Genomic DNA, 26,288 nt, shown 5'->3' with positions numbered 1-26,288 from the left:
AGCAAGCAAGAAGCTGGCCCCCGTGTTGAGGCCAGCTTTTTTCATTTCGTCGACTCCCGCACTTCAAGCCGGTGCGGCAAGACAACGATATGGTGGTCCACTGGCTCTTTGTTCATATACTTCGTCAAGAGCCGCATCGCCACCGCCCCGATGTCGTACATCGGCTGCACGACGGTCGTCAGCCGCGGCCGCACCATCGTCGCCAATCGCGTGTTGTCAAAACCGACGACTTCCAGTTCATCCGGCACGCGCACCCCGTGGTCTTGGGCGCTGTGGATGATGCCGAGCGCCATTTCGTCCGTGCCAGCAAACACCGCCGTCGGCCGTTCGGCAAGCTCTGTGATTTTCTCATACGCCTCCAAGCCGGAGTCGTACGAGTTGTCGCCCTCAATGACGAGCTCTTCCTCATACGGCGCGCCGTGTTCTTCAAGCGCGCGTCGGTACCCCGCCAACTTCCGCTGGTTGATCGGGTCATCGGTCGGACCGGTCACATAGACAATGCGGCGGTTTCCTTTTTCCAGCAAATACGTCACGGCTTCAAACGCCGCCTGCTCATAGTCGATGTTGACCGAGGGAATCTCGTTCGGTCCCATCGTCGCCGCAAGCACGATCGGCACCGACGACTTTTGAAATTCGGCGACGTGCTCATCGGTGATCGTCCCGCCCATAAACAACAGGCCGTCCACTTGCTTGGCGAGCATCGTGTTGAGCAAATGCAGCTCTTTTTCTTTGTTTTGGTCGGAGTTGCTCAAAATGATGTTGTACTTGTACATCGTGGCGATGTCCTCAATGCCGCGCGCCAGTTCGGCGAAGAAAATGCTCGAAATATCCGGGATGATCACTCCGACCGTCGTCGTTTTTTTGCTGGCGAGCCCCCGCGCCACGGCGTTCGGGCGGTAGCCGAGCCGTTCGATGGCCTCAAGCACTTTTTTTCTCGTCGACGGTTTGACGTTCGGGTTGCCATTGACGACGCGCGAGACGGTCGCCATCGAGACGTTCGCCTCCCGCGCCACATCATAAATCGTTACCGTCATGTTGTTTCACTCCTTTTCGCTCGATCCGATAACCGGTCAAATTCCGAATGTATGTACAACTATCATACGATACATTATCGCCAACTCGCAACGAAATCGCAACCATTTTGCCGGTTTGTTCACAAACCGTTCACGGGTAGTTTGCCCCAACACTCGCCATCTCATCAAAAAATCCCCTCGGGCAACAACCGAGGGGATCGTCTTACGCCTGAACAAACTGACGTTGGAACGCGCGCACTTCTTCCATAAACTCGTTGAATTGGGCGATGTCCATTTGCTGGGCGGAATCGGACAAGGCGACGGCCGGGTCCGGATGCACTTCGGCCATGACGCCGTCGGCGCCGATCGCCAAGGCCGCTTTGGCGCACGGGATGAGCAGATCGCGCCGCCCCGTTGAGTGGGTGACATCGACGAACACCGGCAAGTGCGTTTCTTTCTTCAAAATCGGCACAGCCGAAATGTCGAGCGTGTTGCGCGTCGCCCGCTCGTACGTACGGATGCCGCGCTCGCACAAAATGATCTGCCCGTTTCCTTGTGACATGATGTACTCAGCGGCGTTGATGAATTCTTCAATCGTCGCCGCCAAGCCGCGCTTCAGCAAAATCGGCTTGTTCACTTGGCCGGCTGCCTTAAGCAGCTCAAAGTTTTGCATGTTGCGCGCGCCGATTTGGATGACGTCAATATAGTCCAAGGCGATTTCAATGTCCGCCGGGGTGACGATTTCACTGATGACCGCCAAATCAAACTCATCGGCGATCCGTTTCAAAATTTTCAGCCCTTCCACGCCGAGCCCTTGGAAATCGTACGGCGACGTGCGCGGTTTGTAGGCGCCGCCGCGCAGCAGCTTGATCCCTTGTTTTTTCACGGCCTCCGCCACCACAGCGACTTGTTCATAGCTTTCCACAGCGCACGGGCCCATGACGAAATATTGGTTGCCGTCGCCGATTCGCTCGCCTTTCACTTCAACAATCGTGTTTTCCGGATGCTTTTTCCGCGAGACAAGGAGCGCCTTGCGGTGGTCGTCTTCCTGCAGCTCGAGCGCTGCTTTAAAAATTTCCTTGAAAATGTGCTGCAGCGTCGATGTTTCAAACGGCCCATCGTTATGCTCGGAAATGAGATCCAACATTTTCCGTTCGCGCACCGGATCGTAGCGGTGCGTCCCTTGCGCTTCTTTAATTTTTCCGATCTCCTGAACGAGCCGCCCCCGTTCATTGATCAGTTTCAACAGCTGCAAGTTGATCTCATCGACTCGCGCCCGCAGTTCGTCTAATCTCTCATTGCTCATGCTTTTCTCATCCTTTCGCCAAGTGTAGTGCATTGTTTTCGCCGCTTGCCGGCAAGCGGCGCCCCCGTCTTGGAGAGCGAAGTCGTTTAATTAGTGTTTATTATAATCGATGGAGCTATCGTTGTCACGAAAAAAATGCTTTTTTGATTAAACGCTTTTAAGCGATAAAGTAAAAAGTGTGCAAAAAACCGCCCGCAGTAAAGGCGGACGGTCAAGCGCCGACATGCTCCGAGAGCGCGCCATACGTAATGGCCCAATGGGACGCATGCCAGACGACGCGGCCGTTTTCAAACAGCAGCACTTGCGGCGACTCGTGTTTCACCCCGGTCGTTTCGGCGATATAGTTGGAGAGCGGCCGCGCCTCTTGGACGTACAGGCAATACACCGCCAGCTCTGGATGGTCTGCGGCGAACTTCTCGCATTCGCCAAACGCCGCTTGACTGATCGGGCAGGTGAGGCTATGCTTGACGAACAAAAAACGCTCCGTTTCCTTCATGACGCGGTCAAACTGTTCGATCGTCTCCAGCTTCTCCATTCCCATCGCCTTCACTCCGTTTCTTTTCGCGACGTGATGCTTTGCTCGGCGTCATCAAGCGCCGCCTCGGCTTCCTCAAGCAGCTTTTGCAGCGTTTCCCGGTCGGCTGGCCCGGCGGATGGCGGAATCGGAATCGTCGCCTCCTTGGCTTCCTCTCCATCGTTTTCCCCGCCGGCTGGCGCCGTCGTGGATTTCAACGGGATGAAGTTGGCGATTTCCTTCGTTTTCTCTTTCGCCGTTTCCAACCATTCGACAGCCGTTGTTTTCACCGGCTCCCACGTTTCATCGTTGCTCCACTCGGCCAGCCATTTCCGCCCTTTTTCGCTCGTCAAAAACAACGCAGCAGCCGCGCCGGCGATGCCGCCGACCAGCGCGCCAAGCAAAAATCCACCGTTATTTTTCGCCATTCGATACACCCTCCTTTAACGATTGTTTTTTCTCCATTTTTCCCGTAAATCGAGCAAAACATTTGTCCAGCGCAACGCCTTGCCCCATTTTCCTTGCCCCAGGCCCGCCCGCGCCGACAAACCGGCAGCCGCCTGCCGAAGCGCGCGGTTGAGCGAACGAATCGTGCCGCCGATCTCTCCGACCGCTTCGATTGCGCCATTTAGCGTTTCTACTTTTTTTTGCACATCGCTGGCGATGCCGTTGGCCGTATGGAGAAGTTCACGAACTTCTTTCGCCACCGTTTGCACTTGCTCATCGGCATGGTCGATCGCCGCCGTCAGCCGGCGCAGCGTTTCCTGCAAAACGATGAGCGTCCTGGCTATGTAAACAACAAGCAGCAAAAAAGCAAGCGCGATGAGCGCCACGCTTCCATACAAAAGCCATTCCACCCGATTCCCTCCTTGCCCATTCGAACGTTTCATTCCCTTTGTACCCATCTTTTCCCGCTTTCAAACTTCGACATAGAAAAGACGGCTTCCTTTTTGAAACAGGAAAAAACGGGCCATCTTCATCACAGCCCGTTCCCTGTCGGCCGTCAGGCGGAAAGAACGGCCCGTTCGTACGCTTGTTGAAACTTTTGAATGTCGCCGGCGCCCATGAACACCAACACCGCGTCTTGATGCTGCTTCAACACGGCTACGTTTTGTTCCTCAAGCAGCTGGGAACGCGGAATTTGCGCCTGCAAATCACGGATCGTCAGCTTGCCCTCATGTTCGCGCGCCGAGCCGAAAATGTCGCACAAATACACGTGGTCCGCTTGCAGCAAACTTTCGGCAAACTCGCGCAAAAACGTCTGCGTCCGCGTATACGTATGCGGCTGAAAAATCGCCACCACTTCGCGCCCCGGATATTTTTGCCTTGCCGCCTCCAATGTCGCCGTAATTTCGCGTGGATGATGCGCGTAATCATCGATCAGCACTTGGCGCCCGACCGTTTTTTCACTGAAGCGGCGCTTCACGCCTTGGAACGTTTGCAGCCGCTTGGCGATCGTGCCCGCATCCACCCCTTCGTAGTGGCAGAGGGCGATCACGGCGAGAGCATTCAATACGTTATGAGTGCCGAAGCGCGGAATGGCAAACGAAGCGAAAAATGTGTTGCGCACGAACACATCAAACGCCATCCCTTCCGTCGTCTTGACGATATTGCGCGCCTGAAAATCGTTTTCTTCGCCGAATCCATAAAACAAAATCGGCACTTTCGCCTGAATGTTCGGCAAATACGGATCATCCCCGCAGGCGACGATCGCTTTTTTCACTTGATTCGCCATTTGCTGGAAAGCGGAAAACACATCGTCGACATTGGCAAAATAATCCGGGTGATCAAAGTCAATATTTGTCATGATCGCATAATCTGGAAAGTAGGAAAGGAAGTGCCGGCGGTATTCGCACGCTTCAAACACAAAGTATTTGCTCCCTGGCTCTCCTTTTCCCGTGCCGTCTCCGATCAAATAGGACGTTGGATGGGCTCCTTGCATCACATGGGCAAGCAACCCCGTCGTCGTCGTCTTTCCATGCGAACCGGTCACCGCGATGCTCGTAAACTTGCCTGCCAGCTGGCCTAAAAAGCGATGGTAACGAATGACAGGCACACCAAGCTGACGGGCCGCCTCGATTTCCTCATGCGTATCCGGAAATGCGTTGCCGGCAATGACCGTATAACCTGGACGAATATTGTCTTTCGAAAAAGGCAGCACCGGGATTCCCCGCTCTTCAAGCGCCTTTTGCGTGAAAAACCATTTCTCTACATCCGACCCTTGCACCGTATAGCCAAGGTCATGAAGCACTTGCGCGAGCGCGCTCATCCCCGTGCCTTTAATGCCTACAAAATGGTAAGCTGTCATCGTTAAGCCCTCCAACCATCGTCTCTCTGTAAGACAGTATATGATATCCATCTCGTTTTGCCATTTCTCTCATTGCGGTGCACCATTCATTTCCCCATTATAGCACGCAAGGAGGCAAAACACTACCGCCCGCCCAAAGGAGGCCGCCCGCCCTCAGCTGTTCTGCTCGCGCCAGCGCTCCCACTCATCCTCGCTCATCAACACATCGCGCGGTTTGCTGCCGCGCGCCTCCGAAATCAACCCTCGTTCCTCCATCATCTCGATCAACCGGGCAGCGCGGTTGTAGCCGATGCGGAAATGACGCTGCAGGCTCGATGTCGACGCCCCTCCTTGGGCGATGACAAACCGGCACGCCTCCTCGAACAGTTCGTCATCCTCGCCGCCCATCGACGCCGTTTGCCGAAAATCGTCCGGATCAAACAGATAGGATGGGCCTTGCTTCTCTTTCACGTGCGCTGCCACCCGCTCGATTTCCTCATCAGAAATAAAGCAGCCTTGCAGCCGCACCGGCTTGGCCGAACCATTTTCCAAAAACAGCATATCGCCGCGCCCAAGCAGCCGCTCAGCCCCATTCACATCTAAAATGGTGCGCGAATCGACTTGGGAGGAGACGGAAAACGCAATGCGCGTCGGAATGTTCGCCTTGATCAATCCCGTGAGGACATCGACCGACGGCCGCTGCGTCGCGATCAGCAGATGGATGCCGCACGCCCGCGCTTTTTGCGCCAGCCGGCAAATCGATTCTTCGACATCGGCTGGAGCGGCCATCATGAGGTCCGCTAGCTCATCAATGACGATGACGATGTACGGCAGCGGCGGCTCGCTGCTTCCGCGTTCGCGAAGATGGGCGTTATACTTTTCAATATCGCGCACGCCGGCGTGGACAAACTGTTCATACCGCCGTTCCATTTCGCCGACCGCCCACTTGAGCGCCCCCGCCGCCGCCTTCGCCTCGGTGATCACCGGGCTGAGCAAATGCGGCAGCCCGTTGTACGGCGCCAGTTCGACCATTTTTGGATCAATGAGCAGCCATTTCACTTCGTGCGGCGCTGCTTTATACAACATGCTGATAAGCATCGCGTTCATGCATACGCTTTTTCCCGACCCGGTCGCCCCGGCGATCAGCCCATGCGGCATTTTTCGGATGTCAGTCACGACCGGCGCACCGCTAATGTCAAGCCCAAGCGCCACGGTAAGCGGCGATGGGCTTTTACGGAACGCTTCGCTTTCTAAAATTTCCCGCAGGCGCACCGGACGGCTCGTTCGGTTCGGCACTTCAATGCCAATCGTCCGTTTTCCCGGGATCGGCGCCTCGATGCGAATATCTTTCGCCGCCAGACTGAGTTTGATATCATCGATTAAACTCGTAATCTTGCTCACTTTCACTCCTAAATCCGGCTGCACTTCAAACCGCGTCACCGTCGGTCCTTGCGTCGCCCCAACGACTTTGGCGCCGATATGGAAGCTCGCAAACGTCCGGTCCAAACGCTGGCATTGGTCGCGAAGCCACTGCTCGTCGCGTTCGGCCGCTTTCTCGGGCGGTTCAAGAAGCGCCAATGGCGGCAGTACGCAGCCGTTCGATCGATTCGCCGCCTTTTCTTCGAGTTTGCGCCAATCTTGCTTTAACATGATCACATTATACGGGATGCGCGTTCGTTCGGGGCGGGAAGCCTCCTCCCGGCCCGCGGGCGCCGCCGAGTGACGGATTTCGCGATCTGGGGTCGTCTCCCGCTGTTCTGTCGAAGAAGCGCTCCCTCCGTCTCCATTCCTCATCTGTGACGGCACCCCTCGTCCTTCGCTCTCCAAGCCGCCGTCTGTTGCGTGCGGCGCGCGTTCGTTGCCTCGTTCGTCCAGCTCCTGCCCTTTCTTTTCATCCGCCTCGGCATCATGTTCTTCCTGCCCTGCCGCCGGCGCCAGCTCATGTTTTCCTTCCGTTTCCATAACAGCCGCGGGCATCGCTCCGCTCGCGTCTTCGTTCCATTCCTCTGCCCCCTTGGCCAAAGGCGCCTCTTCTTTTGGCGGTTCAGCCGCCCGGCTTTCCGTGCCCTCTCGCGCGTCTCGCCGTGTCGCTTCTCCGCGGAGGGCCTCTTCCCGAACCGCCTCATCGCTCCGATTCTCTATGTCCCCCGCACCGGTCAGCTCGGGTTCATCCGCTCGTTGCCGCTGTTTCCCCCGATTCCGATCATATCCAAAAACCGGGGATGGCACATCGGACGGGCGGAACGGCCGTTTTTCCGCTATTTCCCTTGAAACGCCAGCTGACGGGCGCCGACTCGGCAGCGGCCGGGATGCCTCGCTTTTCTCCCGCCTCGGCCTTTCCTGATTTTCACCCGGCTGGTCATCCGGAATCAACGGAAAGCGGAAGCGGCCTTGCGGATATTGGTAAATGACATTCACCGCGCCGCGTTCGGGCATGCCGGCCGACAGCCGGGAATTCGCTCGCTGCTCGTTCCCTTCCTCTTCCTCGTCGCTCGTGAGAAAACGAAGCCATCGTTTCCAAAATTTCATCCATCACGTCACTCTTTCTTTGCCTTCATTGTCGGAAAAAACGCCACTGGCGTCGTTCCAGTGGCGAAACAACAGTCGGAATCCGTCTGCACCGCCCGTCGGAACGTCAAAAAACGAACGGCTGGCCGACCTCATACTCATCGGACAGCACCAAAATGCCTTTCTCCTGCGGGGCGTTTGGCAGCCCAAGCTCGCGGGCCGAACAAATCATGCCGGATGACCGGACGCCGCGCAGCTCGCTTTCTTGAATGACGAGGCCGTTTGGCATCACGGCGCCGATTTTGGCGACGACGACTTTTTGCCCTTCGGCGACGTTCGGCGCTCCGCAGACGATTTGCAGCACCTCACCGCCGACATCGACTTGGCAGACGCTCAATTTATCGGCGTTCGGATGCTTCGTTTTCTCTTTCACATATCCGACGACAAACTTCGGCGACAAGTCAGCTTCGATCGGTTCGTCAAAACCGTTTTTCGCCAAGATGTCGTTGATGACGCCGACGAGCTCCTCATTCACTTCCAGCGGACCGTTGCCGGAAAACGGATAGTACGAAGACGCGGAAAAAATGTTATAGCCGACCGTCTCGCCCGTCCGTTCGGACATGATGCGGACGACATCGCCTTGTCTGACAAACGTCCGTTCCTCATCCGCCGCCGGTTTCAGCGACACGAGCAGCACGTCGCCGACCCCTTCTCGGTTGTAAAACACGTTCATCGCTTCATTCCTCCTTGCCGCTACGTTCTCCGTTTTTTTCCTAAAATAAAAATCGGTTCAAGTTTCCCATTTTCGTATAAAAACGACAGCGCCGTGATCGGCACGCGGCCGCCGGCAAAAAAGCTCATCGTCATTTGCGCGAGCACGTCATAACCGATGTCGTTGCGGACATCAGCGATGATGAGCACATCTTGATGCGGAACAGCGACGGCCATCGTTCCTTCCACGCGCGCCCGCATGCCGGCCAAAAACGATTCGTTTAAAATGCGGCTCGCATCATACCCGTCATTGGTGTTCACAAAATAAAACACGTTGTCCGCCACCCGGTCCTCTTTCACCGGCGTCGGCAGCGACCGAACGTTGAAACGGGCGATTTCCTTCACCCGCTCGCGGCTCCATTTGTCTTTCTCCAGCATGCGCTCATCAATCAAGCGATACGTTTTGCCTAGGTCGAGCGCATAGTAAATGCGCGTTTCGGCTGTATGATCATCAAACAGCAACGGAATGCCTTCTTTCGTCTCCGTCGGAAACGACGCCGAGCGAATGACGGGATAAATGTTTCGCTCGTTGCCGGAAAGCGCCGCGTCTTCCTCCATCGTTTTCAACGTTTCCTCTACATAATAAACGACTTCGCGCACCGCCTCATCTTTTTGTTCGTGCCATTTGGCGATCACGCCGGGAAGCGAGATCGTGACGCCTTTTTTCGTGCGGCGGTCTTCGACGCGCATCGCGTCTTGCTTGGCGTCAAAGCGAAACGTCCAGTGCCGGTGGGCGACGAGGCGCTCTTTAATCTTCTCATACATTTGCCGGCTGTTCATTCGTGTTCCTCCTTGTTTTGCCGGCGGCCGTGCCTTCCGTTTCCCTCTTTCGGCCGGGACTTGGCCAAAGGCGCATCCGGCGTTGACAATGCCAGGCCATGCCCGTGCGGCGTTTTCCACCGTTTGACGTTGCCAGCCGCTCGGTCTAGATCCTCGCGCGGCCCGCTCATTCAGCCGCCCGCCATCATCGGCATGACCGTTCGTTATTTATCATACATGGAACGACCCGTTTTGACAAAGCCATTCATATTGACCGGCCAAAAGCTCGACGATGTGGGAAAACATCGCCGATCGGTCAACGCGCCCGTTCGTCAATACGCCGACCGCGCCTTCTTTCCGCCGAACGTTCCTCCGCCCGGTGTACGCTTCCATCACGTCGCCGAGCTCGCGCCCCGCCTCGATGCCGGTGCCGACGTCCGGCGGGAGGGCGAGGCGGGCGCCGGCGGCGGCCACCACCACTCCGTTTCGGTCAGCGAGCGCCCCCCAGTTGCACAGCCACCATTGCCCATCGATCTTCGTCACGCCGCCTTCCAATCCGATGCCGATGTCCGCCTCCGCCGCTTCGAGCGCCCGTTTGGCGCGCCCGATGGCGCCAAGCCGCGTCTCCTCATCGGACAGCGGCTGCGCGGAAACGCCTGATGGCACCTCAAGCGATACAATGCGGTATTCCTTTTCCGAAAGCACCGCCCGAACGGCGGCGATTTTCGCTTCGTTGTTCGTTCCAACCGCAACAGTTTTCATCCAGTGCCCTCCTTGTCATGGAAAAGGAGAAGCCCTCGCTTCTCCTCAGCTGTTTTGGCGAATCGTCTCGACCGTTGTCCGGTCGCACCGTTTGACGAGCTCAACGATGAGCTGTTTGGCCGCCGCGTAATCGTCGACATGAATGATCGACGCATGCGTATGAATGTAGCGGGCGCAAATGCCGATCACCGCCGACGGCACGCCGCGGTTGGCGATATGCACCCGCCCGGCGTCGGTTCCGCCGCCTGGGGAAATGAAAAACTGGTACGGGACGCCGATCGTTTCCGCCGTATCAAGCACAAATTCGCGCATGCCGCGGTGCGTAATCATCGTCCGGTCGTACAAGCGGATGAGCGCTCCTTTGCCGATATGGCCGAACGCCTGCTTGTCGCCGGACATATCGTTGGCCGGGCTTGCTTCCAGGGCAAAAAAGATGTCCGGGTTGATCATCGAAGCCGCCGTCTGGGCCCCACGCAGCCCGACCTCTTCCTGCACGGTCGCCCCGGCGTACAAGACGTTCGGCACTGTTTCGCCGTTCAGCTCTTTTAACAGCTCGATCGCCAATCCGCAGCCAAACCGATTGTCCCACGCTTTTGCCATCACGGTTTTTCCGTTGGCAAGCAAAGTAAACGGGCTGACCGGCACGATCGGCTGGCCGGGGCGAATGCCGACTCGTTCGGCATCTTCACGGCTTTCCGCTCCGATGTCAATCAACATGTTTTTGATCTCCATCGGTTTTTTGCGCTGCTCCTCATCAAGCAAATGCGGCGGAATCGACCCGATCACGCCGATGACCGGCCCTCCGTCCGTGATAATCTGCACGCGCTGGGCGAGCAGCACTTGATCCCACCAGCCTCCTAGCGGCTGGAAACGAATCATGCCGTGATCCGTGATCGCTGTCACCATAAATCCGACTTCATCCATATGGCCGGCGACCATCACCGTCGGGCCCGCCTCATCACCGCGTTTGACGCCGAAAAGGCTCCCGAGGCGGTCTTGCACAATGTCATCGGCGTATTTCGCGAGCTCTTGGCGCATAAACTGCCGCACCGGATGTTCATAACCCGGTGCGCCTGGAAGCTCGGTCAACGTTTGGAATAATTGCAGCGTGTCCTTATTCATCACGCGTCTCCCTTTCTATGTTCGATTTCACCGTTCCGTTTCTTTCCGTCCTTCTTACATGTTCCGCCAAAATCGGCTATACTAAACCGTATCAAAGCGAAAAGGAGGAAAGAAACATGGCTTGGAAACAGTGGCTCGTCGGCGCCGCCGTCGGTGCGGCCGTCGTCTATGCCATTCGCTCCGCTTCCAAACCGGCGCTCCTTGCCCCGGAACAAGCGCTGGCGCTGGCGAAAGCCGCGCTTGGCGGTCCGCGCGCCATCCGCGGTTCCTGGATTCAATCCGCCCCGGAGCGGTATGAGAAAAACGGCCTGGCGTACACCGTATACCGCGGCGGCGTCTGCCGCGACGACGGGGATGACGAGTTTTTCATCAACGCCTACACGGGAGCCATCGTAGACGCCAAGCCGCTGTCATAGCGGCCGCTCCCGCTTCACGGCGGCGGCCATCGTCCCGTCTTCCTGCCATTTCACAGCCCGATAGTAGGCATCATGGTAGAAGGTAAACCACGCATTTTGCTTTACGCCGTACGGGAGCCATCGCTGTTTGGCAAAAATCGAATCCATCGGGTAATCGTCGTACGCCATCACCCAAAGGACGTTTTGATGGGCGTGCGTGCCAAGCAAATCGCCAAGATGAATGGCCATCTCCCCGTCTGATTCGATGAGCACGATCGCATGCCCGGCGCTATGCCCGCCGGTATGGACGAGGCGGATGCCAGGAACGACTTCCGTTTCCTTTGTAAACGGAACGACTTGATCCGCGATCGGCTCCCAATTTTCTTTCCAATACGTATTGCGCGATCGGATGTTCGGGTTTCGCATTTCCTCCCACTCGACATCCGAGGTGATGATCGCCGCGCGCGGAAACGCCGGCACGAGCCGTCCGTCTTCCCAAACGGTCAATCCGCACGCATGGTCAAAATGCAAATGGGTCATGATGACGATGTCGATGTCGCGCCGCGTCAGCCCGAGCTTGGCAAGCGATTCATCAATCGCTGATTCTTCCGTGACGCCGAAGTTGCGCTTTTGCTTGTCGGTCAGCTTGCCGTTGCCGATGCCGGATTCAATGAGCAGCCGTTTTCCATAGGCTTCCACCAAAATCGGATCGGTGCGCAGCTCGATTTGATTGTTGTCGTTCGGCGGATATTTTTTCGACCAAAGCGGTTTCGGCACGACGCCAAACATCGCCCCGCCGTCAAGATGGGTGACGCCGCCCCGAAGCCATGTCAATGTGACTTGTCCAATTCGCAACTGTTCCATTTCCTCTCTCCCCCCCTCCACTAGTGTACCATTTTCTCCATCAATCGGAAATAGAAAAAGACCCGACCAATCGGTTCGGGCCTATGACGACCGCCGCGGCGGGCGCACCGCCTCGCATCGGTAAATGCGGTTTCCTTTGGCAGAAAATTTTTCCTCATACTCTGTCATGACATTGTCCGTCATGCCGCTTTGATGCAAGTCGAGCTGGACCGATGCGAGCACAAACCCATATTGCGACAAACTGACAAGCGAGTATTCGAAAAACGATTGATTGTCCGTTTTCAAATGGATGTCTCCGTCTTCCGCCAAAATGCGGTCATAGAGCGCCAAAAAGTCCCGATACGTCAGCCGCCGCTTTTCGTGCCGCTTTTTCGGCCATGGGTCGGAAAAGTTCAAATAAATGCGCGACACTTCCCCGTCGGCAAAAAACGCGGTCAGATCTTTCGCATTGGCGTTCAGCAGCTTGACGTTCGCGAGCCCGCTTTCGATCAGTTTGTCAAGCGCGGACACGAGCACGCTCGGGTACAGCTCGATGCCGATGAAATTGACATCCGGATGAAGTTTGGCCATTTCCGTGATAAATTTGCCTTTCCCCGTCCCGATCTCGACATGGAGCGGTTGGTCGTGGCCGAACAGCTCGCGCCATCGCCCGCGCTTTGTTTCGGGATCGGGAATGACGTATTGCGGATACGCGGCGATTTTGTCTTTCGCCCACGGTTTGTTGCGCAAACGCATATTGACACCTCAGCCTTGTTTCCGTTTGTTGGTTTGACGATACCACACTCGCGCCAAAGAAGCAAACGCGAAAAAACGCCCGGGCTTGAACGCTCTCCCGCCTACGCTCACGCGTAGAAGCAGGGGGTCTTTTCGGTTTCGAATCATAAACTCGGCTCGATCCGGGCATGATAAAACCGTACAGCCTGGCGAAAGGATGGTGACCAGCATGCCGCTCAACTATAACCATCAATTGACCGTACTTCGCGACATTTTATCCGAACATCAGCTCGATTGCTGCGGAACGGTGTCCGAATGCGAACAAATTGAACGGCTCGCTAAATCGCTGCTCGCCAACGATGAGGTGGACGGCCAAGTCAAGCAAATTCTCCCCCATATTTACGCTTATGGCCAAGGCGGGAAATACAGCACTGATTTAAACGCCCACATTTCCGCCCACCAAGGCCAGCTCGCCGACTGGGTGAATGGGCTGTCCTGACCGCGGCGCCTTCGTCATCGGCAGCGGAAACAAATGGCGCGGCGGCAGCCGAACACAGCGATCGCGCAGCCCCCGGCGCCGGCCGTTCGGACGCTGAGGCCTCGCTTGGTCAACTCTCTACCATGACGCGCTTCAATAACCGAAGCGACTGCTCCTTTTCTTTTTGGCCGTCCTTCCCTTTCGGCCAAAACAGCGAGTGCAACGTATGAGCGATCGTATACCACTTTAGGCGGAGGCCAAGCTCCTCGCTCCATGCCCATCCGTACTGGTCGAGCCACGTCTTCCATTCGGCGCGCGGAATGTACAGATGAAGGAGCATGCCGATGTCGATCGCCGGATCGGCGATCATCGCTCCGTCCCAATCGATCAAGTACAACGTGCCATCATCGGCCAGCAGCCAATTGTTATGGTTGATGTCACAGTGGCAGACAACATATTCGCCATCCGGCAATGACGACACATGCTGCTCCAGCCAGTCAAGCGCCTGACAGACGACAGAACCACCGGCCGGATGACGCCGCTGCTGCTCAGCGAGGAGAGCGAGCATTTTCTTCGCGCGCAGCGGAGATTTGCCGAGCCGCTTCAGCATCGTCACCAGCTCTTTTGAACGATGGATTTTCCTTAGCAGCGCCGCCACTTGCTCGCTTCCCATCTCCCACGGCTTCAGCTCCCGGCCGTTCAGCCATTGCTGGGCCGTAAACACATCGCCGTTTTCGAGCCGTTTCGTCCATACAAGCTTCGGGACGATGCCCTCGGCCGACAATACAGCCAGAAACGGAGAAGAATTCCGCTTTAAAAACAATTTCTTTCCTTCATATTCCGCAAAATACGCATCCCCTGTAGCGCCGCCAGCGGGAGTGATCTCCCACTCCTTACCTAGTAACTGTTCCAAGCGTGTTCACCTGCGACTTAAAAATAGAAACATCTCCGTTTGCTTCTCGCGCCCAAATAAAAAGGACGGCCAGGCCGCGTCCTTCCTCCGTCCGTTTTACTTGTATTATACTGAAATACCGCTCCGGCATGCAAACATTTTTCTCGGCAAACGCCCTGCTTAAAACTGCCAAAGCGGAAGTGCCCCGCGGCTCCCACTCCGATCGGCCGCCCTTTCCCGTTTCGTCTCAACTGGAACACCGTTCATTGGGTGCGCCAAAGACGAGCGCAGCCGCTCTTACAAAGGGCTGACGACTGAAACAAACAACCTGCTCAACGCCGGTCTTTCTCAAGTGCAGAAGGATTGCCAAATCGGCTTCTCCTTTCCGACAACCCCCATTGGCTTGGCGAACATACTCGTTTTTCATCGGCCTTCCAAAGGTCTTGTGGCGAACCCCGCGCGCCGTCTGAGCGGTCACCCTGCAGGATGGACGAGCACCCATGTGCCGATGCCGTCAAGCCGAAGCATGCCGCGCGCTTGGCCAAAGGGCGTTGTCCCGCATCGCTGTCCGTCGCATACAACCGCCCACTCGCGCTCGTCGGGGAGCGCAATGGCTGTCTCTTTCTCCTCGTTATGATGCACGACGATGATGTCCTCCCAAGGCCCATAGACGGCGGCATCATGCAATCGGTAGGCGATGACCGACGGCGGCAGCGGCTCAAGAAACGTGAAATGACGCAGCACTTCCGCCTCCGTGGCGAGGCGAAATGCGCCATGCGCACGGCGAAGGGCGATCAATCCTTGAACGTAGCGGACGTCGTCTTCATAGCGGCTTTTCCGCTCCCAATCCAGCTGATTGACCGCATCCGGCGATCGGTAGCTGTTCCCATCGCCGCCTTTCGTCCGATAAAACTCTTGGCCGCTGTGCAAAAACGGAATGCCTTGCGCCAACAGAACGATCGCCGTCGCCAGCTTTTGCCGCTTTCGCCGGAGCCATTCCGGCTCATCATGGTTGGCCGCCTCCATCTTATCCCAAAACGTATGGTTGTCATGACATTCGACGTAATTGATTGACTGACGCGGGTGGCAAAACAGCCCGCCGAGCGCTCGCAAGCTCCCGGCAATGGCGAGCTTCACCTGTTCTCGCCCGCCTGGGTTGCCGAGGGCGAACCCACGGTCCGGCAAATGAAAGGTGCTCCCTTTCACCGCATCGCGAAACCGGTCATTGAAATAAGCGAAGCGCGGCAGCTGCTTGGCGTTGGCCATCGTCGCCTTTTGTTCCGGTGGAAGAGGCGTCGGCAAATCCCACCCTTCCCCATACACAAGGATCGACGGATCGATGGCGTCGAGGGCATCGCGCACCGCTTTCATCGTCTCGATATCGTGCACGCCCATCAAATCAAAGCGGAACCCGTCAATGCCATATTCTTTCGCCCAAAACACCACCGAATCGACGATCCAGCGGCGCGCCATCCGCCGCTCCGAAGCGATGTCGTTGCCGACGCCGGTGCCGTTGGCCGGTTGGCCATAGGCGTCGTAGCGGAAGTAATAACCGGGAACGAGCTTCTCAAGCGGCGATTGCTCCCGGTCATAGACATGGTTGTAGACCGCATCCATCACGACGCGCAAGCCATTTTCGTGCAGCGTGTGGATCGCCTGCTTCAATTCTACAATGCGCGCGTATGGATCCGCTGGATCGGTCGCATAACTCCCTTCCGGCGCATATAGATGAAGGGGATTGTATCCCCAGTTGTAAGCCGCTTGTGGGTCGCGCTCATCGACGCCCGCAAAGTCCATAAACGGCATGAGCTGCACATGGGTGACGCCCAGCTCTTTGACATACGAAAGCCCGGTGGCCGTCCCGTTCGGCCCGCTCGTGTTCGTTTCGGCCAGCCCGAGATACTTCCCTTTATGGACGGCGCCGCTGTCCGGGTGGCTGGTAAAGTCGCGGATGCTCAGCTCATAAATGATGGCATCCGTCGGCGAACAGAGCGGCGGAAGCGGCAAAGAGGGCGGCGCCAGCTTCGTTTTCTCCCAGTCGATCACGACGCCGAACTCGCCATTGACCGAAACCGCGGTCGCATACGGGTCCACTGCCTCGCGCCATACGCGGTTGATGCAGGCGATATATGTGTAACGCGCTCGCTCCCAATCGCCGGGGACGACGGCTGACCATACGCCGCGTTCGCCGCGCACAAGCGGCACGCAGCGGATCTCGTCGAGATGCGGATGAACCAGCTTGACGCTAACCGCGGTGGCGGTCGGCGCCCATACGCGAAATACCGTCTGTTCTTTGAGATACTCCGCTCCTAACGGTCCATCATAGAAAAACCGATCATCAAATGCAGGAGTGCGCACAACGGCGCCGATTTGAACATCGGTCTCCTCCCCGCGGCAAGAACGCACCCAGTATGTCGCTCCAAACTCGAACGCGGATGCAAACCGGCACACATATTTCACCGTCTCCCCAACATCCTCGACGTGCTGCACGGACAGCGGAATCTCCTCACCGCTCGGCGCCACGAGCGTAAACGGCGCCATTCCATCAAAGCCGAGCGATTTCGGCGCAAGCACAACGATTTGATCCATCTCGTCCAAATAGGCGGCAAACGTTCGGCTGATGTGAAGCATGTGCGTTCACCCCTTTTTTCTCCCGTTAATACCATCATACGTAAAAGAAAAAGGGCGGTGCCAAATCATCGGCCGGTCGCCCTATCGATGCACAGATGTTTCTATTGTTGCCCTTCCTCGCCGCTCATATTCCCGTCATGGCGGCGGTCGTAAAAGCTGGCGCAATGGCGAAGCAGCGCCTCAGCCGCTTTCAGCTGCCCGTGCCGAAGCGGGAGAGCGGAGCGGCGCAGGCGGGAAAACCACTCGTCATAATTTCGCTTATCAATATAGCGGATAAACGGAAAAAGACCGCCGCTGTCAATGTAGCCGGAGCGGTTTAACAGCACGAGGTGGATCGGCCAATCGACCTCATGTTTGCGAAAAATCTCCGAAACGATCTGCTCCGTCCGCCGCAGCGACACGACCGGGTTGACCAGCCTCGTTTCGTTCGTTCCGGCCTGTTCCACCCAAAACCGGCCGGTTGACGCCATGACGATGTTGTCCGGCCTTCCTTCGACGAAGGCAATGCACCAGAGCGCGGATGGCGTCAACATCATCGTCTCCAGCTCCACCGGCGCCTTGCCGACCATCGCCACCGGCCGGTAAAAGCATAAATGCGTATCCGGAAACCGTTGCAAAAAATATTTCAACGTCTCATCGCCATACACGGCTTCATCGAGGGAGGAAACGTACATCATCGTGGAACTCGCCCATTTCAGCTGCAACTCGAACAACTCATCCAAAAACTGCTGTTTCAATTCCTCCAGAGTAGCCGCCGGACGAGCCATCGGCGCAAGAGAAAACGTCTCTTCTTCCGTAAGCGCGGCACGGCGGCGCCATCGTTTCGTCAGCCGTTCCCACCATGACGGTTTGTCAAGCCAAGCATTCCACGTCTCGCCCGTTTCAAGCCATCCGCTGGCCTCAGCCGTTCGTTCGGCTTGCCACCGCGCTTTTGCCTGCTCCCATTGCCGCTGCTTCAGCCGGATGAACTCCGGCACATAATAGTACACATCCGTTTCGTAGCGGGAAATGCAATCCATGAGTTTAACGAGCTGACCCATTGTTTCACCTGCTATTTCCGGCCATTCATCGGCGCGCCAAGCAACGGGAACACGGCGATCGCTTCGTACTTCGGCGTCCGTTCCATATTCGTCCGATACAGCACGATCTCAGGCACCGAAAACACCGCCTTGGCCGCGGCAAGCGAACGGAGGCGATCCGGGTGAAACGGTTCGGCTCCCTGCCATTTGCGAGCGATCGTAATATGCGGGGCAAACGGCCGCCGGTCCAAGGAAAACCCAAGCTTCATGCACGCTTCATACACGTCGCGCCGCAGCGCATGCAGCCGCTCTTCCATTTCGACTCCTTGCCAAAAAATGCGCGGCGCCGTCCGCTCCCCGAACGTCCCAAGCCCGGCAAGCACGAGGGGAAACGGGGCGCATCGGGCGGCGGTGGCGGCCATCGCTTCGCACAGCGGCGCCATTTTTTTCGGCGGCACATCGCCTAAAAACGCGAGGGTGATATGATAGTCCTCTTCATGCACCCATGTGCGAAACGGCAGCGACGGCGCCGCATTGCTCGAAAAACGGGCGATGGCTTGTTTCGCTTCGGCTGTCAGCGGAACAGCGATGAAATAATGACTCCGTTTCATCCTTTCTCACCTGCCGATTTGGTCGTTTTTTCCAGTTTCCCCAACCAAATGAGCACGAACACTCCAACGATGGTGCAAGCGCCAAAAAACACGTAGACAGCGCCGATCTGCCAACGCTCAAACAAATATCCGCCCACCAACGTGCAAAACCACGCGCCAAGTCCGCTGCTCGTCGCCGAGTAAAGGGCGACGGCCGTCGCCTGCACCCGCTCGGGCGCCAAGCGGCGCACATACTGGAGGGCGGTTGGAATTGCCAGCCCGACCGAACATCCTTGAACGATCGCTGTGATATAGACAAACCAAAGCGGCGGATCGGCGACATACGACCACCAGCGGGCGGCCGACACGAGCGCAGCCAACACGAGCAGGCGCGTCATGCCGAACCGGCGGATGAGCCGGTCGGCCGTTTTCATAAACGGCGCTTCGCTTCCGGCAGCCAGCCAAAAGGCGAAGCCGATGCCGGTCAGCGTGCCGCCAAGCTCGTGGATCAACAGCCCGAAATAGGAATTGTTGGCATAAATCGGACCAAACAGCAAAAATGTTGCGACAAGCAGGAGCTGAAACGAGCGGACGGACAGCAGCCCGCGCACATCCTGAAACGTCAACGCCCCCGGCGCCGCCATCGGGTAGCGCGGCAGGCGGGCGGCCAAAACAGACGCGGCCAACAGCGCCAACGAAAAGGCGTAAAAAATGACCGCAAACGCGACATGATCGGACAGCCATCCGACAACCAACACCGACGCGGCAAACCCGATCGACCCCCAAAGCCGAATCGCCCCGTAGTTTCCGCCCGAGCGGCGCACATGATGAAGGGCGATGCTGTCTGAGAGCGGAACGATCGCGCTTTGCGCCGCCGAAAGCAGCACGGTCAAGGCGACGAACACCCGGTAGTTTCCGGCCAGCGAATAAAGAAGCCCAAACAGCGCTGTCACCCCGAGCGCCAGCGTCAACAGTTCGACCGGTTTGCGCGTATAATCGGCCGCCGTGCCCCAAAGCGGCTGGGCCGCCATCGTCACGATCGGGGGAAGCGACATGATCCAGCCGATCGCCGCCCCCGAAAGGCGCGCCTCTTCCTGCAAATAGACGGACAAAAGCGGAAACAACGCGCCAAAAGCAAAAAAGATGAGAAAATAAAAGAGCGGAAACACCTGTTTTCGCACCGCCGCCTCCCGTTTGAACGCCGCTTCCATCCCGTCCCCCCCTTTCGTTAAAACAACGCCCGCCCCGCTCTCTTTTTTCGCCGGGGCGGCGGACCGCCGTTTATTTCGCCAGCTCGTAGATCGCCTGCGCGTAAATGGCTGTCGCTTTCACCAAATCGTCGATTTCGATATACTCATCTTTCTGGTGGGCGACATCCGGACGGCCCGGAAACAACGCGCCAAACGCCACCCCGGCGGTCAAGGCGCGGGCGTATGTGCCGCCGCCGATGGCCAAAAGCCGGGCCGGCTCGCCCGTCTGCTCTTCGTAGACGCGCTGAAGCGTGCGGACAAGCTCGTGGCTCGGATCGATATAATGAGGCTTCGTATCGCTGAAACGGCTGAGCGCGAATCCATGTTCAGCCGCAGCGCCGGCGAGCGTCCGGCGGATCGCGTCACCGTCGGCCGTCACCGGATAGCGGATGTTCAGCCCAATCGTTCCGCCATGCCGCCGGTCATACGACAGCACCCCGACGTTGACCGTCAAGTCGCCGCTTTGTTCGTCCCGATACGCAAGGCCAAGCCGCCGGCCGCGGGCATCGCCAAAAAAGGCGGAGGCCACAAACTGAACGAACGGCCGGCTTCGGCCATCGAGCGGAAGCGACGCCAAAAACTGCGCCAAATAGACGCCGGCGTTTTTGCCGCGCTCCGGCTCGGCGCCATGAGCGGACACCCCTTCCAATTGAAAGACGACGGCCCCTTCGCTTTGCCTGATGCTCCCCTTTACGCCGCGCTCCCAGCAAAACTGTTCATAGAGGCCAAGCAGCTCCTCCGTCCGTCCCGCTCCTTCCACCACCGCTTCAGCCGCATCCGGCACCATATTGTAGCGGCGCCCGGCTTGGAATGAGGCAAGCGCGAGCCCTTCCGCCTCCGCCGATTTAGGCGGGCGGTACGACAAATCGGCGTCAATGATTCCTTTTTCAGCATAAATGATCGGAAAATCAGCATCCGGCGCAAATCCGACATCCGGCATTTCCTCATGGCGAAAATAATGCTCCACACACCGCCAGTCGCTTTCCTCATCGCCCCCGATGATGAGCCGCACCCGCTTGCCAAGCGGCAGCCCGAGTTCACGGATGATTTTCATCGCGTAAAACGCCGCGACGGTCGGCCCTTTGTCATCGATCGCGCCGCGCCCGTAAAGGCGGCCATCGCGCACCTCAGCGGCAAACGGATCCATCGTCCAGCCGTCCCCGGGCGGCACGACGTCGATATGGCCGAGCACGCCGACAAGTTTCTCCCCATGCCCCATTTCGATATGCCCAGCAAATCCGTCCACATTTTTGACGCGAAACCCTTCCTCCCGGCCGCGGCGAAGCATATGCTCAAGCGCCTGGGCCACCTTGGGCCCAAACGGCGCGCCCGGCTGCGCCTGCTGATCCTCGCGGACGCTCGGAATGCGGACAAGCGCTTGCACGTCGCGGACAAGATCGTCTTTTCGTTTCTTCGCTTCGTTCATCCAGTCGATGTTCAACGCCATTCTTCCTTTCCTTCTTCAACACCCTTTGTTGCCAACGTATCATATCAAAAACAGGAAGTCAAAATGTTTCATTCGTTGCAAATCGATTTCCGTTTCATGACAAAATGTTGAAATTTTTCGTGAATAGAAGCAACCGGGTAGCATTTTCCCTCTCATTTCGTGTACAATGGTAGTAAACAGACAAAGACATCTCTCATCTGCTAGCGGTCGGTTGTGCCATGCGAATGATGCTAAGATAGGGAGTGGTCTTTTGAAACCTTCAACACATCGGATGCTTACCCGCATCAAGTCCGTGTATATGTACATTAGCGAAAAAGGAACGGTTACGACCCAAGAGCTTGTTGATGAGTTCGGCACCACCCCACGAACGATCCAGCGCGACTTGAACGTGCTTATGTACAACGATCTCGTTCGCAGCCCAAGCAAGGGCAAATGGACGACCACAAACAAAAAAGTGCGCATCTCTTCGTAAACCCGGTGCCAATAGGGTAGGCAAGATGAGAGATGAACGCAAACCATTTTTCCACAGATGAATATCCACTATTTTTCCATAAAAAAGGAACCGCGTCAGGTTCCTTTTTTTTCGTCCGTCTCTGGCCGGTATTGCTTCAACATGCCCACCTCTTCATCCGTCAATTCCCGATACTCGCCGACGGCCAAATCCGGGTCAAGCGGCAGCGGCCCCATTTGAATTCGTTTTAAATACACGACCCGCTTGCCGACCGCTTGAAACATCCGCTTCACTTGATGGAACTTCCCCTCGGTGATCGTCACCTCGACATCGGAACGAAGGCCGGATTTCAACACAACGAGCTTGGCCGGCTTTGTTTCATAGCCGTCATCAAGGACGACGCCGCGCTGAAACGCCGCGACATCCGCTTCCGTCACTTCCCCGTCCACGACGGCAAAATACGTTTTCGGCACGTGTTTTTTCGGCGACAACAGCTGATGGGCGAGCTGGCCGTCATTCGTCAAGAGCAGCAGCCCTTCCGTATCTTTGTCAAGCCGCCCGACCGGAAACGGGGAAAATGCCCGGTCTTCTTCTTCAAGCAAATCGACGACCGTCTCTTCCACGGCATCTTCCGTCGCGGAAACGACCCCCGAAGGCTTATTCATCATCAAGTAAATGAATGGCTTGTACTCGACCGTTTCTCCCCAAACGGTCACGATTTGCTCATCCGGCCGCACTTTCGTTTTCGCATCACGAACCGGCGCGCCATCCACTTTCACCGCTCCGGACTTGAGCAGCTTTTTCACTTCCTTCCTCGTCCCATACCCCATATGGGCGAGCAGCTTGTCAATGCGCAGCTCCACAAATCTCCCTCCTAAAAATATGGCCTTCATTAGGCGTTCATCTAGTCCGCTTCCGCCTTCCCCCCATACACTGTGAAGGAAACATCAAGAAGGGGGATTTGCCGATGAATGAATATTACTATTATGTCCCAACGTTGGATGATTACCGTCAACAGCCGCCAGCCAGCCAATTTTGGCCCGGATACCCAGGCGGGCCATTCGCCAACTGGGCGCGGCGCATCGAACGGCTTGAGCGGGCCGTCGAACGGCTCGACCGCCGGCTCGACCGGGTGGAAAGCCGCCTCGATCGCATCGAACGCCGGCTCGGCCTGTCGTAAGCGAAATGGAGAAAGAAGGCGGGGACGACCGCCTTCTTCTTTTTTTGCCGCAAGCCGAACGGCATGGGGGAGGGCGAAAAACAGCCGTCGTCGAACCCTTTCGCTCGGGCGCCGCGACGTTCGCAAGAAGCGCCGTCCGCCGGGCTCCCGGCCTAAACGAGCCGCTTCTAGGAAACGGCCGTCCGGTCAACGGCCGATCCCCCCATACACCCTCGTCTACGATACCGCCTTTTTCTCTTTCCGGCGCCAAAACGCAAACCGGTCGCCAAACAGCGCCGAAAACAACCCGGAGCGGATGCTGAGAAACAAGTAGACGGCCGCCCCGACCGCTGCGCCGATGGAAACAGCGCCCACCGATTCAGCGGTGCCGGCGCGGTAATCGATCCATCGGGACGCCAACGCCTCGACCCCCATAACCGCCGCTGACATCGCCGCCGTCAGGATGGCCATAAACGCCGTCCGGCGGGCGACAAACCGATAGCGGTAGCGCGTGCGGCGCTGAATGACCCATAAGTTGAACGCCACCGAGACGAAATAGCCCGCCATCGTGGCCGCAATGGCTCCGACGGCCGACCCTTTCATAATGAGCGGCGTGTTGAGCAAAAGCTTCACAAGCAAGCCGGCAGCCAAACTGACGACCGTAAACCGCTGCTCGTTGATGCCTTGCATGATGGCGGCCGTCACGGAAAACAATGCGTACAAAATCGCCGCCGGCGCATACCAGCGCAACACTTGTTCACCAAGCGGATCATAGCTGTAAAACGAGCTGTACACCGGCCCTGCAAGCACCGCCATGCCAATCACCGCCGGGAGCGTTAAAAACATGAGCACTTGAAACGTCTGGTTCAAATATTGCCGCAGCGCTTTCCGATCTTGCGCGACATACGCTTTCGTAATCGTCGGGATGAGCGCCAAGCTGAACGAGGTCGCGAGCGTCACTGGTATGATGACGAGCTTTTGCGCCCACATGTTGAACACGGAATACGCGTGCTCCGAGATGTTCCCGCGGCCCGCCGCCGCCATCGCGTGATTGAACGTAAACTGATCGACGAGCTGGTACAGCGACATCGACAAGCCGACAAACACAAACGGAATGGACGACAGAAGCAGCTCTTTGTACATCGCCAAAAGCGATACGTCCGCTTCGCCGCGGTCACGCGCAAGCAGCGACTGCAAATACGGACGCCGCTTCCACCAATAGACAAGCAACACCAAAAGCCCCGCCGCCGCCCCGACAAACGCGGCAAACGTCGCCGCGCTCACAGCGGAGACGATCGAGCCGTCCATCAGGCGCAAAATGACGTAGCACGCCCCAAGCAAAAACGCGATGCGCGCGATTTGTTCGACGACTTGCGACAGCGCCGTCGGGCCCATCGACTCATGTCCTTGGAAAAATCCGCGGATCAAGCTCATCACCGGCACGATGAGGAGCGCAAAGCTGACCGCGCGGATGACGGCCGTGACGTCGTCGACCGAGTTGACGTTCGTTTTCGCATCGATGACGTGCGGCGCCAAGATGGGCGCCAGGGCGTACAAAATGAGCCATGAGGCGATGCCGCTTGCGATCATCAAGACAAGGCCGGAGCGAAAGAGCCGATAGCCGACGCCGTATTCCCCAAGCGCGTTGTATTTCGACACAAACTTTGACACCGCCACCGGCAGCCCGCCGGTCGCCAAGCTCAAAAAATTTGGTACGGCACATAGCCGTATCCGTACAACGCCCCGCCACGCTCGCCGACAAGATGGTAAAACGGGATGACGTAAAATAAACCAAGAAGGCGAGAAATCATCACGCCAGCCGTTAAAATAAACGTGCCGCGCAGCAGCTTCGATGTTGACATATGACCCCTTCCCTAGCCATGGACGTTGAAAATAACAACGTATCTATTTTACCATAGTTGTCAATGGAACGAAAAATATCGGCCACGCGCAGAAAGAGAGGGTGGAATGAACATGGGATACGACGTCATCATCATCGGCGGCGGTCCGTCCGGGCTCATGGCGGCCATCGGCGCCGGCGAAGAAGGGGCGAAGGTGCTCTTGTTGGAAAAAGGAACGAAGCTCGGGCGCAAGCTCGCCATCTCCGGCGGCGGACGCTGCAACGTGACGAATCGGCTGCCGGTGGATGAAATGGTCCGCCATATTCCCGGCAACGGCCGCTTTTTATACAGCGCCTTTTCCGTATTTAACAATGAAGACATCATCCGCTTTTTTGAGCGGCTCGGCGTGCCGCTCAAGGAGGAAGACCACGGCCGCATGTTTCCTAAAAGCGACAGCGCCCAGTCGGTCGTCGACGCGCTTGTTCGCGAATTGTCGCGCCTTGGCGTCGATGTTCGGCTTGAATCGCCAGTGGCGGACGTGTTGTATGAACAAGGAAAAACAGTCGGTGTCACGCTGAAAAGCGGGGAGACGATCCACGCCCGTGCGGTTGTCGTCGCCGTCGGCGGCAAATCGGTGCCGCAAACCGGCTCAACAGGCGACGGCTATCCGTGGGCGGAAAAAGCGGGCCACACGGTGACCGAATTGTTTCCAACCGAAGTTCCGATCGTCTCGCATGAGCCGTTCATCCGAGAGCGGACGCTGCAAGGCTTGTCGCTGCGCGACGTCGCGTTAAGCGTCTTAAAGCCGAATGGCAAACCGATCATCACCCACCGGATGGATATGCTGTTTACGCACTTCGGCATTTCCGGCCCAGCTGCTCTCCGCTGCAGCCAGTTTGTCGTTAAGGCGTTGAAAAAAGCGACGGACGGCGCGGTCAAAATGAGCATCGACGCGCTTCCGGACGTGACGCAGGAAGAACTGTTTCAACAGTTCGCCAAGCTGTGCAAAGAGGAGCCGAAAAAGGCGATGAAAACGATCGCCAAAACGGTGCTTCCCGAGCGGTACGCCGTCTTTTTGCTCGAGCGGGCCGGCATCGACCCGCACGCCTCTGCCGGCACGGTCGGCCATGAGGCGCTGCGGGCGTTTGTCCGACAGTGCAAACAATTTACCTTTTACGTCCACGGCACGCTGCCGCTTGAGAAAGCATTCGTCACCGGCGGCGGCGTGTCGGTCAAAGAAATTGAGCCGAAAACAATGGCCTCCAAATGCATGGCCGGCCTTTACTTTTGCGGGGAAATTTTGGACATTCACGGCTACACGGGCGGCTACAACATCACCGCCGCCCTTGTCACCGGGCGGCTCGCCGGCGTGAACGCCGCCCGCTATGCATTGGCGGAAAAAAACGGGGCGAGCGGCTCCGCGGGGCAGACAGCAACGAATTGACCGCCGTCCTCATGCCCCTCGGGTGCTCCGGGGCGTCCGCTGACATTCCGACAACGCCCGTCTTCAAGGCG

General features: G+C 57.4%; 26 protein-coding genes and 1 pseudogene. 5 read left to right on the top strand and 22 right to left on the bottom strand.

Annotated elements, in window-relative coordinates; all coding sequences use genetic code 11:
• Positions 1–41 precede the first annotated feature (41 nt).
• From ccpA to ACVX3G_RS06275, 12 genes are all read right to left on the bottom strand, one after another.
• The gene (gene ccpA / locus ACVX3G_RS06330) at positions 42–1,034 is read right to left on the bottom strand and encodes a catabolite control protein A (RefSeq protein WP_023633315.1); all 993 of its coding nucleotides are present in this window, start codon (positions 1,032–1,034) and stop codon (positions 42–44) included.
• 202 nt (positions 1,035–1,236) lie between these two features.
• On the bottom strand, positions 1,237–2,319 hold the full coding sequence (locus tag ACVX3G_RS06325) for a bifunctional 3-deoxy-7-phosphoheptulonate synthase/chorismate mutase (protein WP_025039243.1): 1,083 nt from the start codon (positions 2,317–2,319) through the stop codon (positions 1,237–1,239).
• 211 nt (positions 2,320–2,530) lie between these two features.
• On the bottom strand, positions 2,531–2,860 hold the full coding sequence (gene ytxJ / locus ACVX3G_RS06320; protein ID WP_011232286.1) for a bacillithiol system redox-active protein YtxJ: 330 nt from the start codon (positions 2,858–2,860) through the stop codon (positions 2,531–2,533).
• Positions 2,861–2,865: 5 nt separating this feature from the next.
• Complete coding sequence (locus tag ACVX3G_RS06315; protein WP_011232287.1) at positions 2,866–3,261, bottom strand: hypothetical protein; 396 nt, start codon at positions 3,259–3,261, stop codon at positions 2,866–2,868.
• 15 nt (positions 3,262–3,276) lie between these two features.
• The gene (locus ACVX3G_RS06310; RefSeq protein WP_011232288.1) at positions 3,277–3,690 is read right to left on the bottom strand and encodes a DUF948 domain-containing protein; all 414 of its coding nucleotides are present in this window, start codon (positions 3,688–3,690) and stop codon (positions 3,277–3,279) included.
• A 146-nt stretch (positions 3,691–3,836) separates the two neighbouring features.
• Positions 3,837–5,141: a UDP-N-acetylmuramate--L-alanine ligase gene (gene murC, locus ACVX3G_RS06305; RefSeq protein WP_011232289.1), complete on the bottom strand. Its 1,305-nt coding sequence runs from the start codon at positions 5,139–5,141 to the stop codon at positions 3,837–3,839.
• A gap of 153 nt (positions 5,142–5,294) precedes the next feature.
• Complete coding sequence (locus ACVX3G_RS06300) at positions 5,295–7,649, bottom strand: DNA translocase FtsK (RefSeq protein ID WP_011232290.1); 2,355 nt, start codon at positions 7,647–7,649, stop codon at positions 5,295–5,297.
• A 106-nt stretch (positions 7,650–7,755) separates the two neighbouring features.
• Positions 7,756–8,361 (bottom strand): YtpR family tRNA-binding protein, encoded by a 606-nt coding sequence (gene ytpR, locus ACVX3G_RS06295; RefSeq protein ID WP_013144448.1) that lies wholly within the window; start codon positions 8,359–8,361, stop codon positions 7,756–7,758.
• Between the two features lie 20 nt (positions 8,362–8,381).
• Entirely contained in the window at positions 8,382–9,179 is a 798-nt protein-coding gene (locus tag ACVX3G_RS06290) for a DUF1444 domain-containing protein (protein WP_011232292.1), read from the bottom strand.
• Complete coding sequence (locus tag ACVX3G_RS06285; protein WP_014196573.1) at positions 9,176–9,349, bottom strand: hypothetical protein; 174 nt, start codon at positions 9,347–9,349, stop codon at positions 9,176–9,178. Before ACVX3G_RS06285 ends, ACVX3G_RS06290 begins: the two co-directional genes overlap by 4 nt.
• Positions 9,350–9,389: 40 nt before the next feature.
• Positions 9,390–9,920 (bottom strand): DUF84 family protein, encoded by a 531-nt coding sequence (locus tag ACVX3G_RS06280; RefSeq protein WP_011232293.1) that lies wholly within the window; start codon positions 9,918–9,920, stop codon positions 9,390–9,392.
• A 45-nt stretch (positions 9,921–9,965) separates the two neighbouring features.
• Positions 9,966–11,042 (bottom strand): M42 family metallopeptidase, encoded by a 1,077-nt coding sequence (locus tag ACVX3G_RS06275; protein ID WP_011232294.1) that lies wholly within the window; start codon positions 11,040–11,042, stop codon positions 9,966–9,968.
• A gap of 116 nt (positions 11,043–11,158) precedes the next feature.
• Here ACVX3G_RS06275 and ACVX3G_RS06270 point away from each other — a divergent pair, with 116 nt between their 5' ends.
• Positions 11,159–11,458 carry a PepSY domain-containing protein gene (locus ACVX3G_RS06270; protein ID WP_011232295.1) on the top strand — a complete coding sequence of 100 codons (300 nt, stop codon included), beginning with the start codon at positions 11,159–11,161 and terminating at the stop codon, positions 11,456–11,458.
• On the opposite strand, the gene ACVX3G_RS06265 is transcribed toward ACVX3G_RS06270, so the two are convergent.
• Complete coding sequence (locus ACVX3G_RS06265; RefSeq protein WP_015375642.1) at positions 11,453–12,301, bottom strand: YtnP family quorum-quenching lactonase; 849 nt, start codon at positions 12,299–12,301, stop codon at positions 11,453–11,455. The genes ACVX3G_RS06270 and ACVX3G_RS06265 overlap by 6 nt on opposite strands.
• An 81-nt stretch (positions 12,302–12,382) precedes the next feature.
• Positions 12,383–13,036: a tRNA (guanosine(46)-N7)-methyltransferase TrmB gene (trmB, locus tag ACVX3G_RS06260; protein ID WP_011232297.1), complete on the bottom strand. Its 654-nt coding sequence runs from the start codon at positions 13,034–13,036 to the stop codon at positions 12,383–12,385.
• Between the two features lie 208 nt (positions 13,037–13,244).
• Here trmB and ACVX3G_RS06255 point away from each other — a divergent pair, with 208 nt between their 5' ends.
• Complete coding sequence (locus ACVX3G_RS06255) at positions 13,245–13,514, top strand: YtzH-like family protein (protein WP_011232298.1); 270 nt, start codon at positions 13,245–13,247, stop codon at positions 13,512–13,514.
• A gap of 109 nt (positions 13,515–13,623) precedes the next feature.
• Here ACVX3G_RS06255 and ACVX3G_RS06250 read toward each other — a convergent pair whose 3' ends face one another.
• The 6 genes from ACVX3G_RS06250 to pepV form a co-directional block, all read right to left on the bottom strand.
• Positions 13,624–14,406, bottom strand: a complete 783-nt coding sequence (locus ACVX3G_RS06250) for a phosphotransferase family protein (RefSeq protein WP_014196576.1) — start codon at positions 14,404–14,406, stop codon at positions 13,624–13,626.
• A gap of 453 nt (positions 14,407–14,859) precedes the next feature.
• Entirely contained in the window at positions 14,860–17,016 is a 2,157-nt protein-coding gene (gene pulA / locus ACVX3G_RS06245) for a type I pullulanase (RefSeq protein ID WP_011232301.1), read from the bottom strand.
• Positions 17,017–17,117: 101 nt separating this feature from the next.
• Complete coding sequence (locus tag ACVX3G_RS06240) at positions 17,118–18,056, bottom strand: hypothetical protein (protein ID WP_014196578.1); 939 nt, start codon at positions 18,054–18,056, stop codon at positions 17,118–17,120.
• 11 nt (positions 18,057–18,067) lie between these two features.
• Positions 18,068–18,646 (bottom strand): RNA 2',3'-cyclic phosphodiesterase, encoded by a 579-nt coding sequence (gene thpR / locus ACVX3G_RS06235; RefSeq protein WP_011232303.1) that lies wholly within the window; start codon positions 18,644–18,646, stop codon positions 18,068–18,070.
• Entirely contained in the window at positions 18,643–19,836 is a 1,194-nt protein-coding gene (malA, locus tag ACVX3G_RS06230) for a maltose permease (protein ID WP_025039245.1), read from the bottom strand. The genes thpR and malA overlap by 4 nt, the downstream gene beginning before the upstream one ends.
• Before the next feature lie 70 nt (positions 19,837–19,906).
• A complete protein-coding gene (gene pepV / locus ACVX3G_RS06225) occupies positions 19,907–21,322 on the bottom strand; it encodes a dipeptidase PepV (protein ID WP_081130533.1) in 1,416 nt (471 codons plus the stop codon).
• Positions 21,323–21,572: 250 nt separating this feature from the next.
• Here pepV and ACVX3G_RS06220 point away from each other — a divergent pair, with 250 nt between their 5' ends.
• Positions 21,573–21,794, top strand: coding sequence for a DeoR family transcriptional regulator (locus ACVX3G_RS06220; protein ID WP_008880936.1), 222 nt, complete (start codon positions 21,573–21,575; stop codon positions 21,792–21,794).
• A 95-nt stretch (positions 21,795–21,889) separates the two neighbouring features.
• Here the strand turns inward: ACVX3G_RS06220 and ACVX3G_RS06215 are convergent, their stop codons facing one another.
• The gene (locus ACVX3G_RS06215; RefSeq protein ID WP_011232306.1) at positions 21,890–22,636 is read right to left on the bottom strand and encodes a pseudouridine synthase; all 747 of its coding nucleotides are present in this window, start codon (positions 22,634–22,636) and stop codon (positions 21,890–21,892) included.
• 104 nt (positions 22,637–22,740) lie between these two features.
• Here ACVX3G_RS06215 and ACVX3G_RS06210 point away from each other — a divergent pair, with 104 nt between their 5' ends.
• Entirely contained in the window at positions 22,741–22,953 is a 213-nt protein-coding gene (locus tag ACVX3G_RS06210) for a hypothetical protein (protein ID WP_011232307.1), read from the top strand.
• Between the two features lie 216 nt (positions 22,954–23,169).
• Here the strand turns inward: ACVX3G_RS06210 and ACVX3G_RS06205 are convergent.
• A pseudogene (locus tag ACVX3G_RS06205) lies at positions 23,170–24,794 on the bottom strand (putative polysaccharide biosynthesis protein).
• Between the two features lie 112 nt (positions 24,795–24,906).
• Here ACVX3G_RS06205 and ACVX3G_RS06200 point away from each other — a divergent pair.
• Positions 24,907–26,217, top strand: a complete 1,311-nt coding sequence (locus ACVX3G_RS06200) for a BaiN/RdsA family NAD(P)/FAD-dependent oxidoreductase (RefSeq protein ID WP_033026072.1) — start codon at positions 24,907–24,909, stop codon at positions 26,215–26,217.
• Positions 26,218–26,288 lie beyond the last annotated feature (71 nt).

This window comes from Geobacillus sp. PLS 41 (assembly GCF_056494105.1).
The sequence above is the reverse complement of the archived record's forward strand: the minus strand, read 5'-3'. Positions and strand labels throughout refer to the sequence as shown.

Bases quoted from the DNA above. Each gene is read 5' to 3' on its own strand.
- ACVX3G_RS06270 (WP_011232295.1), top strand. From the start codon at position 11,159: ATGGCTTGGAAACAGTGGCTCGTCGGCGCCGCCGTCGGTGCGGCCGTC.
- pulA (WP_011232301.1), bottom strand. From the start codon at position 17,016: ATGCTTCACATCAGCCGAACGTTTGCCGCCTATTTGGACGAGATGGAT.
- malA (WP_025039245.1), bottom strand. From the start codon at position 19,836: ATGGAAGCGGCGTTCAAACGGGAGGCGGCGGTGCGAAAACAGGTGTTT.
- ACVX3G_RS06285 (WP_014196573.1), bottom strand. From the start codon at position 9,349: ATGAGCGGGCCGCGCGAGGATCTAGACCGAGCGGCTGGCAACGTCAAA.
- ACVX3G_RS06210 (WP_011232307.1), top strand. From the start codon at position 22,741: ATGAATGAATATTACTATTATGTCCCAACGTTGGATGATTACCGTCAA.
- ACVX3G_RS06325 (WP_025039243.1), bottom strand. From the start codon at position 2,319: ATGAGCAATGAGAGATTAGACGAACTGCGGGCGCGAGTCGATGAGATC.
- ACVX3G_RS06240 (WP_014196578.1), bottom strand. From the start codon at position 18,056: ATGGGTCAGCTCGTTAAACTCATGGATTGCATTTCCCGCTACGAAACG.
- trmB (WP_011232297.1), bottom strand. From the start codon at position 13,036: ATGCGTTTGCGCAACAAACCGTGGGCGAAAGACAAAATCGCCGCGTAT.
- ytxJ (WP_011232286.1), bottom strand. From the start codon at position 2,860: ATGGGAATGGAGAAGCTGGAGACGATCGAACAGTTTGACCGCGTCATG.
- thpR (WP_011232303.1), bottom strand. From the start codon at position 18,646: ATGAAACGGAGTCATTATTTCATCGCTGTTCCGCTGACAGCCGAAGCG.
- ACVX3G_RS06290 (WP_011232292.1), bottom strand. From the start codon at position 9,179: ATGAACAGCCGGCAAATGTATGAGAAGATTAAAGAGCGCCTCGTCGCC.
- ccpA (WP_023633315.1), bottom strand. From the start codon at position 1,034: ATGACGGTAACGATTTATGATGTGGCGCGGGAGGCGAACGTCTCGATG.
- ACVX3G_RS06265 (WP_015375642.1), bottom strand. From the start codon at position 12,301: ATGGAACAGTTGCGAATTGGACAAGTCACATTGACATGGCTTCGGGGC.
- ACVX3G_RS06255 (WP_011232298.1), top strand. From the start codon at position 13,245: ATGCCGCTCAACTATAACCATCAATTGACCGTACTTCGCGACATTTTA.
- pepV (WP_081130533.1), bottom strand. From the start codon at position 21,322: ATGGCGTTGAACATCGACTGGATGAACGAAGCGAAGAAACGAAAAGAC.
- ytpR (WP_013144448.1), bottom strand. From the start codon at position 8,361: ATGAACGTGTTTTACAACCGAGAAGGGGTCGGCGACGTGCTGCTCGTG.
- ACVX3G_RS06275 (WP_011232294.1), bottom strand. From the start codon at position 11,042: ATGAATAAGGACACGCTGCAATTATTCCAAACGTTGACCGAGCTTCCA.
- ACVX3G_RS06200 (WP_033026072.1), top strand. From the start codon at position 24,907: ATGGGATACGACGTCATCATCATCGGCGGCGGTCCGTCCGGGCTCATG.
- ACVX3G_RS06280 (WP_011232293.1), bottom strand. From the start codon at position 9,920: ATGAAAACTGTTGCGGTTGGAACGAACAACGAAGCGAAAATCGCCGCC.
- murC (WP_011232289.1), bottom strand. From the start codon at position 5,141: ATGACAGCTTACCATTTTGTAGGCATTAAAGGCACGGGGATGAGCGCG.
- ACVX3G_RS06315 (WP_011232287.1), bottom strand. From the start codon at position 3,261: ATGGCGAAAAATAACGGTGGATTTTTGCTTGGCGCGCTGGTCGGCGGC.
- ACVX3G_RS06300 (WP_011232290.1), bottom strand. From the start codon at position 7,649: ATGAAATTTTGGAAACGATGGCTTCGTTTTCTCACGAGCGACGAGGAA.